General features: G+C 46.3%; 10 protein-coding genes and 2 pseudogenes. 7 read left to right on the top strand and 5 right to left on the bottom strand.

Annotation, left to right across the window (positions count from 1 at the left end; genetic code table 11):
* Window positions 1–1,221 (top strand): DegT/DnrJ/EryC1/StrS family aminotransferase, encoded by a 1,221-nt coding sequence (locus EXU57_RS23535; RefSeq protein WP_133270722.1) that lies wholly within the window; start codon window positions 1–3, stop codon window positions 1,219–1,221.
* Between the two features lie 156 nt (window positions 1,222–1,377).
* Here the strand turns inward: EXU57_RS23535 and EXU57_RS23530 are convergent, their stop codons facing one another.
* Entirely contained in the window at window positions 1,378–1,707 is a 330-nt protein-coding gene (locus EXU57_RS23530; RefSeq protein WP_133270721.1) for a hypothetical protein, read from the bottom strand.
* Window positions 1,708–1,863: 156 nt separating this feature from the next.
* On the opposite strand from EXU57_RS23530, the gene rpoN reads away from it, so the two are divergent.
* Together rpoN and EXU57_RS23520 are read left to right on the top strand one after the other, a co-directional pair.
* Window positions 1,864–3,348, top strand: a complete 1,485-nt coding sequence (gene rpoN, locus EXU57_RS23525) for an RNA polymerase factor sigma-54 (protein ID WP_133270720.1) — start codon at window positions 1,864–1,866, stop codon at window positions 3,346–3,348.
* A 15-nt stretch (window positions 3,349–3,363) separates the two neighbouring features.
* Complete coding sequence (locus EXU57_RS23520) at window positions 3,364–4,020, top strand: hypothetical protein (protein ID WP_133270719.1); 657 nt, start codon at window positions 3,364–3,366, stop codon at window positions 4,018–4,020.
* A 333-nt stretch (window positions 4,021–4,353) separates the two neighbouring features.
* On the opposite strand, the gene EXU57_RS23515 is transcribed toward EXU57_RS23520, so the two are convergent.
* From EXU57_RS23515 to EXU57_RS23500, 4 genes are all read right to left on the bottom strand, one after another.
* Complete coding sequence (locus tag EXU57_RS23515) at window positions 4,354–5,208, bottom strand: murein L,D-transpeptidase catalytic domain family protein (RefSeq protein WP_133270718.1); 855 nt, start codon at window positions 5,206–5,208, stop codon at window positions 4,354–4,356.
* Between the two features lie 106 nt (window positions 5,209–5,314).
* Complete coding sequence (locus tag EXU57_RS23510) at window positions 5,315–5,830, bottom strand: AI-2E family transporter (RefSeq protein ID WP_133270717.1); 516 nt, start codon at window positions 5,828–5,830, stop codon at window positions 5,315–5,317.
* 4 nt (window positions 5,831–5,834) lie between these two features.
* Window positions 5,835–6,353, bottom strand: coding sequence for a hypothetical protein (locus tag EXU57_RS23505; protein WP_133270716.1), 519 nt, complete (start codon window positions 6,351–6,353; stop codon window positions 5,835–5,837).
* 91 nt (window positions 6,354–6,444) lie between these two features.
* Complete coding sequence (locus EXU57_RS23500; protein WP_133270715.1) at window positions 6,445–7,857, bottom strand: MATE family efflux transporter; 1,413 nt, start codon at window positions 7,855–7,857, stop codon at window positions 6,445–6,447.
* A gap of 595 nt (window positions 7,858–8,452) precedes the next feature.
* Between EXU57_RS23500 and EXU57_RS25985 the strand changes: the two are divergent.
* The 4 genes and pseudogenes from EXU57_RS25985 to EXU57_RS23480 all read left to right on the top strand — a co-directional run.
* Window positions 8,453–9,346 (top strand): annotated as a pseudogene (locus EXU57_RS25985) (sialate O-acetylesterase); the annotation flags it as partial.
* 974 nt (window positions 9,347–10,320) lie between these two features.
* Window positions 10,321–11,355: a glutamate 5-kinase gene (proB, locus tag EXU57_RS23490; RefSeq protein ID WP_133270713.1), complete on the top strand. Its 1,035-nt coding sequence runs from the start codon at window positions 10,321–10,323 to the stop codon at window positions 11,353–11,355.
* A 102-nt stretch (window positions 11,356–11,457) separates the two neighbouring features.
* A pseudogene (locus EXU57_RS23485) lies at window positions 11,458–12,711 on the top strand (glutamate-5-semialdehyde dehydrogenase); the annotation flags it as partial.
* Between the two features lie 599 nt (window positions 12,712–13,310).
* A partial coding sequence (locus EXU57_RS23480; RefSeq protein ID WP_207955593.1) for a beta strand repeat-containing protein occupies window positions 13,311–17,239 on the top strand: 3,929 nt, incomplete at its 3' end.

Raw genomic sequence — 17,239 nt, 5'->3', positions numbered from 1 at the left:
ATGCCAGGTTTCGAATTTTGGGGCGACGAAGAACGTAAGGAAGTTAATGACGTACTGGAAACCGGTATACTAATGCGTTATGGTTTTGATGGTCCCCGTAAAGGTATCTGGAAGTCGAAGGAGCTGGAAACTGAGATTTGCAACACATTTGGCTGCAAATACGCCCAGCTTACGAGCAGTGGCACTGCTGCCCTTACAACAGCAATGGCTGCTTTAGGTATCGGTTATGGCGATGAAGTCATTATGCCAACCTTCACCTTTGTCGCAAGTTTCGAAGCCGTCATCAGTGTTGGCGCCATACCGGTGTTGGTCGACATCAATGAAACACTTACGCTTGATCCGCTGGCCGTAAGGGCGGCAATAACACCAAAAACCCGTTGTATCATGCCCGTACACATGTGCGGCAGTATGGCCGACCTGGAAGCATTAATGGACATTTGCCGCGAGCACAACCTGGTTTTGCTTGAAGATGCCTGCCAGAGTATAGGGGCTACTTACAATGGCAAAAAAGTGGGGACAATTGGCGATGCCGGAACCTTTAGTTTTGATTTTGTAAAAACGATTACCTGTGGAGAAGGCGGTGTGGTGATGACAAACAATGAATCCCTTTATGTTAAGTGTGATGGTTATACCGACCATGGGCACGACCACGCCGGGGTTGACCGCGGCGCCGACCTGCACCCTTTTATTGGTTACAATTACCGCATAAGTGAACTGCATGCCGCAGTTGGTCTGGCCCAGATCCGAAAGCTTGACCAATTTCTTGAAATACAACGGGCCAATCAGTCTGTGCTAAAAAACATACTTTCTGCAATACCTGAAATTACCTTCCGCGAGATCCCTGATGGTGGGGTAGACAGCTGTACGTTCCTGAGCTGGTTCCTGCCAACAGAAGAGATTACCAAAACGGTTGTCGAACAACTTAAAGAAGCCGGTATACTGGCCGGAAACTTCTATTGGTACAATAATAACTGGCACTATATCAGCAAATGGGATCACCTGAAAAATGCCGATTTCCTGAATGGTCAAGGCACAGAAATCACAAACACATTAAAGCAACTTGCCACCAAATCATTTCCTGCAAGCGATCGCGTAATGAGCCGCTGTATTAGTACGGCCATCAGCCTCGGCTGGTCGGAGAGCCAGGTTAACGAAAAAGGAGAAAAAATTGCTGATATTGTTAAACAAGTGCTTAGTAAGACAATGGTTACAATGGGTTAACTACCCAATGTTCAAGCCGATAAACCATAAATCCGGCACCATCCTTTGATAAATTCACCGCCAATAGCCAGGCGGTACTAAAACTTACAGGGCAAGTTTCCTTTGTATGCACACGAGCGTCACGCTATCCTTTTCCGGGCAGCATTAGCCGGATAGTTACCTGTTTTTACCTTCGAGCCCGTCACAGTAATTAACCGACCCAAGCCGGAAGCGGAGTGGAAACTTAGCCGCTTTTTCAACCTGCAGTTCTTTGGTGCAGAAAAAGCCAATGGTTTTGGTGTAATAATCTGCCGGTATCATGGGGTTGCCAAACTGCCCGGGTTTCGGGTATATAGGATTATTTAAGAATATTTTGGCTGTAGTGTCGGCGGGTGCAGAGTATGTTGCAGCCCTTAGAGGAATAAGCCGGAATGGTCGTTGGGCAGAGGTCCGATGGTAAAAGCATACTGATAATATAATAAAGAAACAAATCAAACGGTGCCTCATCTTATGGTGCTTTTGTATGTAAATTTACCGCAAAAAGCTGGCAGGAAAATTTATGCCAGATTTTAACGTTAACATAAACCCAAGTGTATTTGTTTAGGTTACCCTTAGAAACGTATTAACCTTTGTTCCGTTTAGTATTCGAGAGGAGTTTAAGAAATGTCATTAAGTCAATCATTACAGCAGAAGCTATTACAGAAGTTATCACCTCAACAAATTCAGTTGATGAAGTTGTTGCAGGTTCCTACGGCCAACCTGGAAGAAAGAATAAAGGAAGAACTCGAAGAAAATCCCGCCCTTGAGGTTAGTGAAGACGGGCACGACGAATATGACGACAACCTGAAAGACGAATTTGAGTCGGGTGATGAGGAATTTGAAGCTGAAGGAAGCGCCGACGAATACGACAACCTGGACTTAAGCGAATACATCAATGAGGGCGACGATGAAGTCGGCGATTATAAACTACGGGACGAAAACTATCCTGAAGCTGATGAAGGAAAGGTGATCCCGATCAGGGTTGAAACCTCGTTCCACGAAATGTTGCTCGACCAGCTGGGTATGATGGACCTTGACGAAAGGGCCCGCAAAATGGCCGAACAAATCGTAGGTAGTATTGATGATGATGGTTACCTCAGGAGGGAGCTGTCTTCCATCGCCGACGATCTTGCATTTCGCCAGAACGTGGTAGCATCGGAGATCGAAATCGAGGCTATGATCAAAAAAATCCAGCAATTCGATCCGCCCGGTATCTGTGCCCGCAATCTTAAAGAATGCCTCATTCTGCAATTGAATCGCCGTTTAAAAGAGGGAAAAGAGGTTGAGCTGGCACTGCAGGTCATGGAGAAGTACTTCGATGAATTCACCAAAAAACACTACGAAAAAATTCAACGTGGCCTTAACCTGTCCGACGACCAGTTGAAGGCGGTAATCACCCAGATCATCAAGCTTAATCCTAAGCCCGGGGGAAATATCGGCTCTGTAAACAAGGCTGAAAGCTATGTCGTTCCCGACTTTTTTATCTTCAATAACGCGGGTAAGCTTGAGCTTACACTAAACAGCAAAAATGCCCCCGACCTCCGGATCAGCGAGGGGTACCGCGACATGATAAAAGATTATGAGAAGGGTGCGAAAAAAGACAAACGGCAAAAAGAAGCCGTGCTGTTCATCAAGCAAAAGATCGACTCGGCAAAGTGGTTTATCGATATGATCAAACAGCGGCAGCAAACGCTTATCGGTACCATGCAGAGCATCATGAACTACCAGGAAGAGTTTTTTCTGACCGGTGATGAAACCACCCTGAAACCGATGATCCTTAAAGATATTGCTGAAATGACAGGGCTCGACATCAGTACCGTCAGCCGGGTGGCAAACAGCAAGTTTGTACAAACAGAATTCGGCACCTATCGGCTCAAGTTTTTCTTTAGTGAGTCGCTAAGTACCGACAGCGGAGAAGAAGTGAGCACCAGGGAAGTTAAAAAGATCCTTAGCAACCTCATCGAGGCCGAGGATAAACGCAAACCACTAAGCGACGAGCAGCTTACCGACATGCTCCAGGAAAAAGGATACAACATCGCCCGCCGGACCGTAGCAAAATACCGCGAACAGCTAAACCTGCCAGTAGCCCGGTTGCGCAAACAACTTTAATCAACCGCCTGGTATATGGAAAACGAATATGCTTACCCGCCCCCGATGCACCCAGCCGTAAGAGCAGGAGCCAGGTTCGTTTCCTATGTTTTTCACCCGGTGTTTTTGCCCATTTACGTTATTGCCTACCTCATCTTTATCCACCCCTATTCTTATGCTTCGCTTCAGGAGAAACAAAAGCTGATGAAGCTGGTTTCATTCTTTATTCTTACGGTGTTTTTTCCAACCCTCACCGTTTTTCTGCTATGGCGACTAAAGTTTGTTGAGTCCATCAAATTACGAACCCAGCAGGAAAGGATCATTCCCTATATCGCCTCCATCATTTACTTCTTTTGGGCGTGGTATGTCAGCAAAAACCAAACAGAAAACCCCTTGATACTGGTGTCATTTCTGCTCGGCTTGTTTCTAACCACATCCGCTGCACTCATGGCAAACAGCTATTTTAAAATCAGCATGCATGCGCTGGGAGTTGGTGGGGTGCTGGCGTTTATGGTCTTGATCGGGCTGTATACATTTGATCCGATGGGTGTGCCCATCAGCATTGCCACGATTATTGCCGGCTTGGTGTGTACCGCCCGGCTCGCAGTTTCCGACCATCACCCTGTCGAGATCATCTGGGGTTTCCTCATCGGCATACTGTTCCAGGTAATTGCCTGCGTAATCGTTCTGTAACCTGCTCCTGTTAAGTTTTTTTTGGTGACCAGCTGGACAGCCCTGGGGAGACATCGTTGCTACGCTCAGTTCAACGGCAACGCGCTTATGATCAGTAGTCTGCCAGTGCGGCGTTCTAATGATAGCGATCATTCCGTAAATATCAGCGCCCGATACCCGCGCCGCCCACATACCACCCCCCCACCTCAATACCTTTATACTTCAATACCCAATACCTCAATACCCAATACCCTAATACCTCAATACCCAATCCCTAATACCAAACAAACAGAAAGTAAAACCCACAAAAAAGCCCCTGCAAAGGGGCTGAGTATTTTATATCCTGGGATCTTATTAGAGCATTTTAGCAGGTGAGCTATTGTGCTCGCCTAATTCCGGATTAACAACAGCCGGGCTGGGATTAACCGCCGTTGCTGCCGGGCTTAGCATCAGGTCTACATTGGCGTTTAGTATGGTAGAAGTGCGCGTATACCAATCGTCGGGATGATTTACATAAAAGCAGGAACCGCCTTTGATGGCATCAATAATCTTTTTTGCCTGAACCAGTGGAACTGCAGGACAGCCCAGGCTTTTACCAATTGCGCCACGCATATCCATAAAGTGCTCGTTTACAAAACGAGACCCATGTAACACAATATCGCGCATCCTCACCTTATCATTTACTCCACTTTCCATACCGTCGAACCGCATGCTGTAGCCAGCTTTTCCAGAATAAGTTTCGGCAGTAACCAGGAATCCAAGGCTGCTTTTGTTCGAGTTGGTGATGTTGGAAAAACTGGTTGCAAATTCCTGTCCGCTGTTTTTGCCATGCGAAACATAGGTATTGTACAATAGCTTGCCTTCTTTCAGGTCGATAACGTACAACCTTTTATTATTACTGCTCTGGCTGTAGTCGCATATGGTTAAGGTACTGGTTTTTCGAAGCACACCCTTGTTCAGGAGGTACTGGTAACCCTTATAAGCTTTGGAAAATACGTCTCTCTCAAGTCCATAGGTAAGTAAACCAATACTTTCATAAACCGAATCGCAATGACGTACAAATGCGGGTGAACCGATTGAGGAAGAAAGGAGCGAGGGCATGTTTTTGTCGTCGGGCAGGTTGCCATTTTCTCCTGCTGAAACGGGGTTGAAAGCCGAACATACGGCAGCTATCATTAATCCCGGAACGAACTTAAATATTCTTTGCATATGTGCCTTGAAGTATTCGTTTGTCTGATATTATACCAATAGCTAACAGCTAAAGTAAGTAAATTATTGTGGGGGTACTAACAAACCGGACCGAAAAAACAAAGTTTTAGGTTTTCAGTTGTTCCTCTGAAGGGGTACTGACCTTAACAAATTCATTCATATAAATCTTGACCAGGAGGATAAACATGGAGATGAAAATGGGACCGAAAACGAGCCCGATAAACCCAAAAAGGTTGATACCGATGATCACGCCAAATACCGTAATCAGCGGATGAATGTTTCCAAGCTTTTTTTGAAGCACAAACCTGAAGATATTATCTACGCTGCCAATGATGGCAATTCCGTAAACCAGCAGCACAATACCTTTCCAGTTCTCTCCCTGCGAAAACAACACGAGGCTAAGTGGCACATAGGCAAGCGCTGCCCCCACAAACGGCAACATCGAAGCAACGCAGGTAAACAGGAACCAGAACCAAACATCGGGTACGCCTAATAACACGTAACTGGCCAGGGCAACCAGCCCCTGTAATAGTGCCACCAGGGGAACACCAAGCGCATTTGATATAACAAGGGTCCGCATCTCGTGCGCCACCAGGTCAACATTGTGTTGTTTAAGCGGGATGTATTCATGTAACCATTTTCCATGTCTGTGTGCTCACCAGCATGAAATAGAGGATGAAGTACATGATGACAATAGAAGTAAGCGTATTGAAAGTTGCACCAAGTACCCGCGGAAGTGAAGAGGTTACGGTTTTATTGATGCCCTCGGCATCCGGCCCAGGTAGCTGAAGGTGTAACTTGAATTCAACAAATTGTATGGTTTTGTTGATCACAGCCACTACCTGTTCTGAGTTCCGGATTACACCGGCAAGTCGCGAGGTAATCATGTTAGCCATTATCCAGGTGGGCACCAATACAACCAGGAACGACAGCAACAGTAATACACCTGCTGCGACCTTATTGTTCCATTTGCGTTCGTTTACGAGCCAATGCATGCGTTTTTGGAGCAGCACATAAAGCGTAATGGCGCCCAGTAATGCCGGTAAAAAAGAAGCGATCTGTAAAAAGAGAAAGATGAACAGGAAAACCAACAGCGAAAAGAAGGTTAACTGCCGCAATTGTTGTGCGCTAACATAGTTGGGCATAATAGAACGATGTTGAGGATGATGAGTATTCTGTGGCCTGTACGGGCGACGACAACGGTTCGCCCAACTGGCAGAATGACAATAGTACCAGTTAGATCTTTACTGTTTTCCAGGTACCCCTCCTGAATAAATACAAAGTAACTACCGTAATCGAGCATTCGGCAATCACAATAGCCCAAAATACGCCCTTCGGACCGAGATCGATCTGTTTTGCCAGGAAATAAGCCAGTGGTATCTGGAAGGCCCAAAAGCCAAAAAGATTTATCCAGGTGGGTGTACGGGTGTCACCGGCGCCGTTAAAAGCATTCATAAGTACCATGCCGAGACCGTAACCAACATATCCGATGCTCACTACACGCAGGGCCTGGATAGCAATTGCAGCAACGTTGATTTGCCTGGTAAATATGCCTATAATCGGCTCCGCAAATAAGTAGAAGACGATGGTTACAAACACCATGAATATGATGTTGTACTGGGCGGTTTTCCAAACACTCTTTTCTGCACGGTCCGGTAGTTTAGCCCCAAGGTTTTGGCCGACCAGCGTCGCGGCAGCATTACTTAACCCCCAGGCGGGGAGAATAAAAAAGACAATAACTCTGAGCGCTATGGTATAGCCCGCTATGGCATCACTGCCAAAGCTGCTGATGATCCTGGCGAGAAAAATCCAGCTTGCTGAAGCAATGATAAACTGAACGGTAGCTGTAGAAGAAACCTTTATTATAGACCGGATGATGGCGGGATCAGGAATGAAGTGTTCCTTTCGTATGGTTAAAGCACCATTGCCTTTAAATAGGTGATACAGTTGGTAACATACCCCTGTTCCCCGGCCGATTGTTGTCGCGATGGCGGCACCGGTAAGACCAAAGGCAGGCACAGGTCCCAATCCGTAAATGAGTAGCGGGCACAGTATGATGTTGCAAATATTAGCTAGCCAAAGGCTCCGCATTGCGATAGATGCATCACCGGCGCCCCTGAATATTCCATTGATCAGGAACAGCAACATGATAACAACACTGCCACCAAACATGATGCGCATATAGGGTACACCTATTGCAAGTACCCCTTCAGGAGCGGCCATAAACCTAAGAATAGGTCGGGCAAACACAACACCCGCTATGCTGATTAGCACAGTTACTGCTAATGCAACCAATATGGATTGCACACCAGCTTTTGCTGCTTCTTCGCTGTTTTTCTCTCCAACCCTTCTTGCAACAAGGGCTGTTGCAGCCATGCTTAAGCCAATAGCAATAGAATAAATAAGTGTCAGGATTGATTCGGTTAAGCCTACCGTAGCAGCTGCTTCGCGGCCAAGCTTGCCAACAAAAAATATATCAACAACGGCAAACACCGACTCCATGCACATCTCCAGTATCATTGGTATTGCAAGTAAGAAAACTGCTCTCCTGATACTGCCCTGGGTAAAGTCTTGTTCGCCACCCTTTATTGCCTGGCGAACAAATTGGAATATGCTGCTAAAGCTTCTTGCATTGGAATTTTGACTCATAATTTAAAACTCAGTCTCTTCTCAGATGAACATTTTACAATAAAAACAACCTGTAGTTAAGGCAGGTAAACGGTATCCATTGCAATGGTGGTTGACTGCTGCCGTGATTGACAACACAACCTTACCGGCGTAAGGTTACAAAAAAAAGCAACAGCATGAAAGTAGCTGATCATAGGTGGTAAAATATGGTGCACTATGATCCTTTCTTCCCCGTCGAGTGCGCCAGGCTTTGGTGCCGCAAAGCTTTTTTAATAGCCAGTGAAAATCTGTATCGGAGAATATGGTTTTTCAATAGAACGATTGTTTAATTCATTGTTTATCAGCTTTGTTTAAGTATAATTTAATGAAACGCTAAGGCTCCCTTACTTGATATTACTTTATCATTGCGCTAATAATCTATGTTTCATTTCAGAGGTTCTAAGAGATTGCCTGGCGCACGTACAGGACTGTTTGGTATTGTTAACACCTCGATTTTTTGACAAATATTCTGCTGATCCCCGTTGTCAGTTGCTAATTGGATGAGTTGATTTACCCAATGTAAATAGTTTCAATGCTGGCAGAGTGAGGCTGCGTGAAAACGTGGGTTCATTCCTTGATGGCTTTAAGCCACCACAGTAATGTATTGATCATTTTAAAGGAAGTATCATTGATGAAGAACCTGAAACTAACGGCCATAACCTCTATCCTGGTAATTGTAGCAATTGCTGTTTTCTCCCGATCCTACGCACAAACTCTTGTTCCGTTTTACATCATAATTGGCCAATCCAATACCGGTTGGGCAACTACCAACGGTATGAATACTCAACAGGCAGCTTTATATGCCGGGGTGCAATCAAATACAAGTATCTGGAACCCTGGTGTAGGTGGCTTTTCAGCAACATGGCAAACGATGAATGTAGGCGTTAACACAAGGTGTGAAAACTATGCCGATCCATCCCAGTTTGGGCCGGAAGCATCGTTGATGAAAAGCCTGGAAAGCAGGCAAAGTCGCAAGCGGTTTGTTTACAAACAAGGAGTAGGCGGAACGACACTGGCAGTTGATTGGAGGCCACAGTCACCCGGTCAACAACCCTATGAAGCCGGGATCAGGTGGCAACAGCTATCATCGTGGTTGCCAACCGCAGTAGCCCAGGCCGATGCGCAAGGAGTTAAGCTCGATTTGAAAGCAATCATCTGGATGCAGGGTGAAGACGATGCAAAAACAGCAGCGGATGCTTCGGCCTACCAAAACAACCTGGTAAACTTTTTTACTAACATTGATGCCATGTGGCGGGGATTGATCTCCCGACATGGGCTACCATCAACAGTATACAAGAAAGTAATCGGAAGAATTTACGCGCCAACAGGATATCCATACCGCGATATGGTTAGAGCAGCCCAGGCAAACTACTGCGCAAATAGTTCAAACAATGCAATACTGATAAACACCGACTCATATCCTTTACAGGATTGGGTACACTATAATGCAACCGGACAAATACAATTTGGTACCGACGTTTACAATGCACACCAGTATGAAACCGGAGCTCCTGTTGCAAGCACCGGGGTTTATTTTACCGGTAAGGTTTTTTTGCAAGGTGCCTATAGTCCATCCAGTGGACGAATGAGTACGTTGCTGAACTCATCGGGGGTCTTACAAAATTATGCATCATCCCAGCCGTATAACAATTCAACATTCAATTACAGCGGAACCGAGCGCGTGAGCGGAGGATTCTTTGCCGCACATACGGATATCGTTGATTGGGTATTGGTTGAGCTGAGAAATTCATCTTCTCCCTCAACTGTTGTTGCAAGGCGTGCAGGGTTGCTGCGATCTGACGGACTTATCGTAGACACTGATGGATCAACTACACGAATATTGTTTGCCGGTGTGCCATCCGGGGGGTACTATGTAGTAGTGAAACATAGAAACCACCTTTCCATCCGATCTTCGCAAGTCATCGATTTCAATAGTGGTTCAGGTCATTTCGACTTCACAACTTCGGGTTACAATTGTTACCAGAACATGGGTTATTTTTCAAGTGTTCATATGGGCAATGCCTGGACGATGCGTGGAGGCAATGCAAATATGAACAACAACGTAAAATACAACGGCCCTTTGAACGACCAGGACAGGATACAAAACGGGGCACTTGGTGGTTCTCTAACAGGTGTCGTATCGTCGGTATATTCCTACGACGACATTAATCTGGATGCCAGCATAAAAACCAATGGTCCAAATAACGATCAGAACTTTCTATTGAACCTGGTTTTTGGTGGTTTGATCGGAACCGTTTATATGGAACAACTATAATGTAACTGAACAACGAAAGTCTACCATCATAATATTCTTGAAAGTACAGCCACTTCTTAGCCCCGGTTTATACCGGGGCTTTTGCTTTTTTACCCGGCCCAATGCGCTTTGCAATCTCTGTTGGTAATTTGCTTGCCGTAGCTATAATTTTACAACGCTAAAATATAAACATGCAAAAGCCGGTGTTGGTGATCAAGTTAGGGTCTGCGGTAATTACCGATAGCACCGGCAAACCCGACGAAGTATTTATAAAAAAACTTGCTGCTGAAGTTGCCGAGCTTTGTGGTGCATACCGAATCGTAATTGTTTCAAGTGGAGCGGTGGGAAGTGGAAAGTCTTTTTTTAAAAACTATAAGGGATCGTTGCTTGAGCGAAAAGCTGCTGCAGCTGTAGGTAACCCAATGCTGATACAGTTGTACCAACGCCATCTGTCATTTCATGGTATTACCGTGGCGCAGGCGCTATGCGAGCGTCATCATTTTTCGAACCGTTCGCAATTTCTTCAGCTTAAAGACACCTTTTATGAATTCTGGCACAACGACATTGTGCCTATTGTTAATGAGAATGACCTGGTGAGCAATGTGGAGCTGAAGTTTTCGGACAATGATGAACTTTCGACACTTGTGGCGATTGGCTTTGATGCTGATACACTTATAATATGTACTTCGGTGGGCGGCTTTATGGATCACGAACGAAAGATTATACCGGCTATTGACCGTATTGATCAAACCATTATGGGTTTTGTGAGCAATGAAAAAAGTTCACTTGGGCTGGGTGGTATGTTATCGAAGCTCACCTTTACCAAGCTGGCAACCTCATTAGGTATTCGGGTAATTATGACGGGGGTTAGTGGGTTACGGCCCTTTGCCGATGCGTTGGAGGGCAAAGCCGGTACAACCTTTAAACCAAGAAAGTCCAACCTGAAAGCCAGGAGAAAATGGTTGGCGAGCGGGTCAATTACCCTGGGAGGTATACAGGTTGATAAAGGCGCTGAAAAAGCTTTAAACAACAGGAAAAGCCTTTTGGCAGTTGGAATTGCAGCAGTAACAGGCATGTTTTCAGCCGGGGAGGTGGTGCAGTTGATCAACGAAGAACAGCAAATTATTGGAGTAGCAAAAGTAAAACTGAACTCTCCTGAGATCGCAGAACGCTTATCGAAAAAGAATACCATAGCCGCGCATTCAGATGATATCGTTTTGTTTTAATCAGTTGCGCAGACACAATAGGGCAGGGTACCTGGTGAACCCGGTTATCCGGTACAAGAGTGCGACGCAACGGAAGATAAACCAAAGAATCACTGCCGGGCTCAAAAGAAAACTATGAAATCTATCGCACCACTCTTAGTCAAAACGCACAAAGCAGCGGCAGAGCTTAGAACCATTGATGATCGCCTGATAAAGGCCGCTTTGGTTTCGCTTGCAAAAGAGCTGGAAGCAAATTCGGCGGAGTTATTAAAGGCCAACAAAAAAGATGTGGACCGAATGGCAAAGGATGATCCGAAGGCGGATCGCCTGCTGCTTACCCCTGAACGGATCAGGTTGATCGCAGCAGGAATTAAACAGGTGAGTAAACTGCCAAACCCTTCGGGAAAGTTGCTCGAAGAGCGGAAGTTGCCAAATGGTTTGTTGTTGCACAAATTTACGGTGCCCATGGGGGTTGTTGGTACCATTTATGAGTCGCGGCCGAATGTCACGTTCGACATTGCCGCCTTATGTTTACGAAGTAAAAACGGCTGCCTGCTAAAAGGCAGCCAGGAAGCGGAACAAACGAACCAGGCTGCGATCAGGATGATCAGGAAAGTATTGGCTGAACACGGGATACCGGCTGCAAGCATATGCCTGTTGCCATCGGAGCGCGAAAGCGTGCATGAACTGCTGACGGCAACCCGGTATGTTGACGTGATCATTCCGCGTGGTTCTGATGCTTTAATACAATATGTACGTAAAAACAGTCTTGTTCCGGTTATTGAAACGGGTGCAGGGGTATGCCATGTGTATGTGGAGAAACAAGCCGACCTTAAAAAAGCACTGAATATCGTTGTTAATGCTAAAGTGTCAAGGCCCTCTGTATGCAATGCGATGGATACCCTGATCTTGGATGAGGAAATTGCAGCAGACTTTTTGGTTAAACTAAGACCGCTTTTCGAACAGAGCTCCGTAGAAGTGTTTGCAGACAAAAAATCATGGCGTTTGCTGAAAGGTTATCCGATGCTGCAGCGGGCGGGCCCAGAAGATTTCTCGCGCGAGTACCTAAGCCTGAAGTGCGGGATCAGGATTGTACGGGATTTAGATGAGGCTTTGGAGCATATCAACCTTTACTCTACGAGGCACTCCGAAGCAATTGTGTCGGAGAACAAGAAGCAATGCGATCGTTTTATGAATGAAGTAGACGCTGCGGTGGTATATAAGAATGCTTCAACACGGTTTACTGATGGAATGGAGTTTGGCCTTGGTGCAGAGATTGGGATATCTACCCAAAAGCTTCATGCGAGAGGGCCTTTTGCGCTGGAAAAACTGGTAACCGAAAAGTGGTTTGTGCATGGTAGCGGTCAAATACGTTGATAGATTTACATGTTTGCGCAAGGGATCGCAACATTAAAAATCGATAAAGTGATCCCGGTTATACCGGTATTATAACACCCCCAATTGGATATGCTTTTTGAGGAACTATAAGCAAGGGTTTTTGCGCTGATGTTCGCTTGTTTTTGATGCAACAAATGATCTTGTCGGGTGCGATGATAACCGTTGAAAAGGCTTAAAAACCAGTGATTTCGATGCCCATATCTGTCCCATTTTGGGAACGGGAGATGGTGGAAAAATTAAAATTTACTTAACAGCTTTTCGTGTACATAAATTTGATACTTTTCAACCCTGAAATTTGCACAGGTAAACATTAAAATTTAATTTGTATTAATCCTTTTATTCTGCAAATGCTACCTGCAAGTGTATTCCCCGTCGGGAATGTAATCCAATATTTATCATTGACAACCCTTAAAAGCAGAATCTCATAAGTCACTGTTCATAACATGAAATCATTTAGAGGTGGATCCTTTGAAATGGTACATCATCGATATGCATCAGTGAAATTTTGTGTCTATGCTCATTCAAATAATCAAATTAAACGTCGACAAAAAGGCTAGTATTTTTCAATTCATCTGCTTATGAAAAATTTTTTTTTACTCCTGTTGTTATTGGGCATTATTACGCCTGGAATTAGTCAGGTTACCATGCAGGGCACTATCAAACGTGGCTCCACACCAAATACGGTAGACATTTATTTAAAGCCGTCAGCATCGTTTTCACAAAAAGACGAGAGCCTGACTTTTGTGCTTGCTGTGCCCGCAAGCGTTGCACCTGCACCAACAATGGGTTCAGCCGGAGTAACACCAAATACCACGGGGCCGGTGTCGAACATATCGGGATTACAGCCAAATTTCCTTGTTGTAAATTATGGAGCGACCTCGCGTGAAGTGATGGTAACAACACAAACCATCAATGGTGCTTCTTATTATATATATACGTTCATATTCGCCGGTACTGCCACAAACAACCATGATTGGGTAGCGGGGCAGGAACAATTAATTTTCAGTGTTCAATTTAACGGGTGCACCGCCAATTGTGATCAACTCAATAATATTCTGCTTGTTAACCTGCCGGCCGGTGGCGTGCAGGGCAACTCTTATTGGTACGTTCAGGTAAATACGCTTGGGGATATCACCAATTACCCTGCACCATTCTACCAAAATCCGCAGTCTTCGACACCAGTAAATGGTGGAAGTCCTGACGGAGCTGCGCTGTCTTATATTGGTCTTGCGCCATTGGTAGTGCCGACCCTTTCGATCAACGACGTAACACAGGCTGAAGGCAATGCCGGAACCAGCGTGTTTAATTTTACCGTTACCCTTAGTTCGCCAGCACCTGCAGGTGGAGTAAGCTTTAATATCAGTACCGCGGATGGAACTGCTACTGCTGGCAGCGACTATGTTGCAAGGTCAGCAACGGGCCAGATACCAGCGGGGGCTACCACCTATACCTTTGCCGTGACGGTAAATGGCGACAATACCGTGGAGCCTAATGAAACATTCTTTGTAAACCTTTCCAGTCCAACGGGAGCAACAATTGCCGATGGCCAGGGTGTCGGCACAATCAACAACGACGATGTTGCACCACTTCCGAACCTATCTATTAATGATGTGACCCAGGCAGAGGGTAATGCAGGAACCAGCGTGTTCACCTTTACGGTTAGCTTGAGTGCACCAGCACCAGCTGGTGGGGTAAGCTTTACCATTGCTACAGCTGATGGAACGGCTACTGCGGGCAGCGACTATGTTGCAAGGTCAGCAACCGGCCAGATACCTGCAGGCGCTTCAACTTATACATTTGATGTTACCGTAAATGGCGACAATACTGTTGAGCCTAACGAAACATTCTTTGTGAATGTAACAGGGGCAACAGGTGCGACCATTACTGATGGACAAGGTGTCGGTACAATCAACAACGACGATGTTGCACCATTACCAACCTTATCTATTAATGATGTTACCCAGGCAGAGGGTAATGCCGGAACCAGCGTGTTCACCTTTACGGTCAGCCTGAGTGCACCGGCACCAGCTGGTGGAGTAAGCTTTACCATTGCTACAGCTGATGGAACGGCTACTGCTGGCAGTGACTATGTTGCAAGGTCAGCGACCGGCCAGATACCTGCTGGCGCTTCAACTTATACTTTTGATGTTACCGTAAATGGCGACAATACTGTTGAGCCTAATGAAACATTCTTTGTGAATGTAACAGGGGCAACAGGTGCGACCATTACTGATGGACAAGGTGTCGGTACAATCAACAACGACGATGTTGCACCATTACCAACCTTATCTATTAATGATGTTACCCAGGCAGAGGGTAATGCCGGAACAAGTGTGTTCACCTTTACGGTCAGCCTGAGTGCACCGGCACCAGCCGGTGGAGTAAGCTTTACCATTGCTACAGCTGATGGAACGGCTACTGCTGGCAGTGACTATGTTGCAAGGTCAGCGACCGGCCAGATACCTGCTGGCGCTTCAACTTATACTTTTGATGTTACCGTAAATGGCGACAATACTGTTGAGCCTAACGAAACTTTTTTTGTGAATGTAACAGGGGCAACAGGTGCGACCATTACAGATGGCCAGGGTGTCGGTACAATCAACAACGACGATGTTGCACCACTTCCGAACCTATCTATAAATGATGTAACCCAGGCCGAGGGTAATGCCGGAACAAGTGTGTTCACCTTTACGGTCAGCCTGAGTGCACCGGCACCAGCCGGTGGAGTAAGCTTTACCATTGCTACAGCTGATGGAACGGCTACTGCGGGCAGCGACTATGTTGCAAGGTCAGCAACCGGCCAGATACCTGCAGGCGCTTCAACTTATACATTTGATGTAACAGTGAATGGCGACAATACTGTTGAGCCTAATGAAACATTCTTTGTGAATGTAACAGGGGCAACAGGTGCGACCATTACTGATGGACAAGGTGTCGGCACAATCAACAACGACGATGTTGCACCACTTCCAAACTTATCTATAAATGATGTAACCCAGGCCGAGGGTAATGCCGGAACAAGTGCGTTCACCTTTACGGTCAGCCTGAGTGCACCGGCACCAGCCGGTGGAGTAAGCTTTACCATTGCTACAGCTGATGGAACGGCTACTGCGGGCAGCGACTATGTTGCAAGGTCAGCAACCGGCCAGATACCTGCAGGCGCTTCAACTTATACATTTGATGTAACAGTGAATGGCGACAATACTGTTGAAGCTGACGAGACCTTCCTTGTAACCTTGAGTAGTGTTACCGGTGCGAACGTAACCAGGGCACAGGGTCTTGGAACGATCAGCAACGACGATGCGACCCCGCTTCCAAGTCTTACGATTAATGACGTAACACAGGCTGAGGGCAATGCAGGAACAAGCGTGTTCACCTTTACGGTTAGCCTGAGTGCACCGGCACCAGCCGGTGGAGTAAGCTTTACCATTGCTACAGCTGATGGAACGGCTACTGCGGGCAGCGACTATGTTGCACGCTCGCTTACAAACCAAACCATACCTGCGGGAGCTTCAACTTATACATTTGATGTTACGGTAAACGGCGACAATACTGTTGAAGCTGACGAGACCTTCCTTGTAACCTTGAGTAGTGTTACCGGTGCGAACGTAACCAGGGCACAGGGTCTTGGAACGATCAGCAACGACGATGCGACCCCGCTTCCAAGTCTTACGATTAATGACGTAACACAGGCTGAGGGCAATGCAGGAACAAGCGTGTTCACCTTTACGGTTAGCCTGAGCGCACCGGCACCAGCCGGTGGAGTAAGCTTTAACATCGGAACAGCTGATGGAACAGCTACTGCGGGCAGCGACTATGTTGCACGCTCGCTTACAAACCAAACTATACCTGCGGGAGCTTCAACTTATACTTTTGATGTTACCGTAAATGGCGACAATACTGTTGAGCCTAACGAAACATTCTTTGTGAATGTAACCGGTGTAACCGGGGCGGTTATAGCAGATGGGCAGGGTGTTGGTACGATCAGCAACGACGATGTTGCACCACTTCCAAACCTATCTATTAATGATGTGACCCAGGCAGAGGGTAATGCAGGAACAAGCGTGTTCACCTTTACGGTTAGCCTGAGCGCACCAGCACCAGCTGGTGGTGTAAGCTTTAACATCGCAACAGCTGATGGAACGGCTACTGCGGGCAGCGACTATGTTGCACGCTCGCTTACAAACCAAACCATACCTGCGGGAGCTTCAACTTATACTTTTGATGTTACCGTAAATGGCGACAATACTGTTGAGCCTAACGAAACATTCTTTGTGAATGTAACCGGTGTAACCGGGGCGGTTATAGCAGATGGCCAGGGTGTTGGTACGATCAGCAACGACGATGCGACCCCGCTTCCAAGTCTTACGATTAATGACGTAACACAAGCCGAGGGTAATGCCGGAACCAGCGTGTTCACCTTTACGGTTAGTCTGAGTGCACCAGCACCAGCCGGTGGAGTAAGCTTTAACATCGCAACAGCTGATGGAACGGCTACTGCGGGCAG

It is taken from the genome of Segetibacter sp. 3557_3 (assembly GCF_004354985.1).
Taxonomy (GTDB): Bacteria; Bacteroidota; Bacteroidia; order Chitinophagales; family Chitinophagaceae; genus Segetibacter.
Note: the sequence above shows the minus strand (reverse complement) of the source record. Positions and strands in the feature narration are given on the sequence as shown.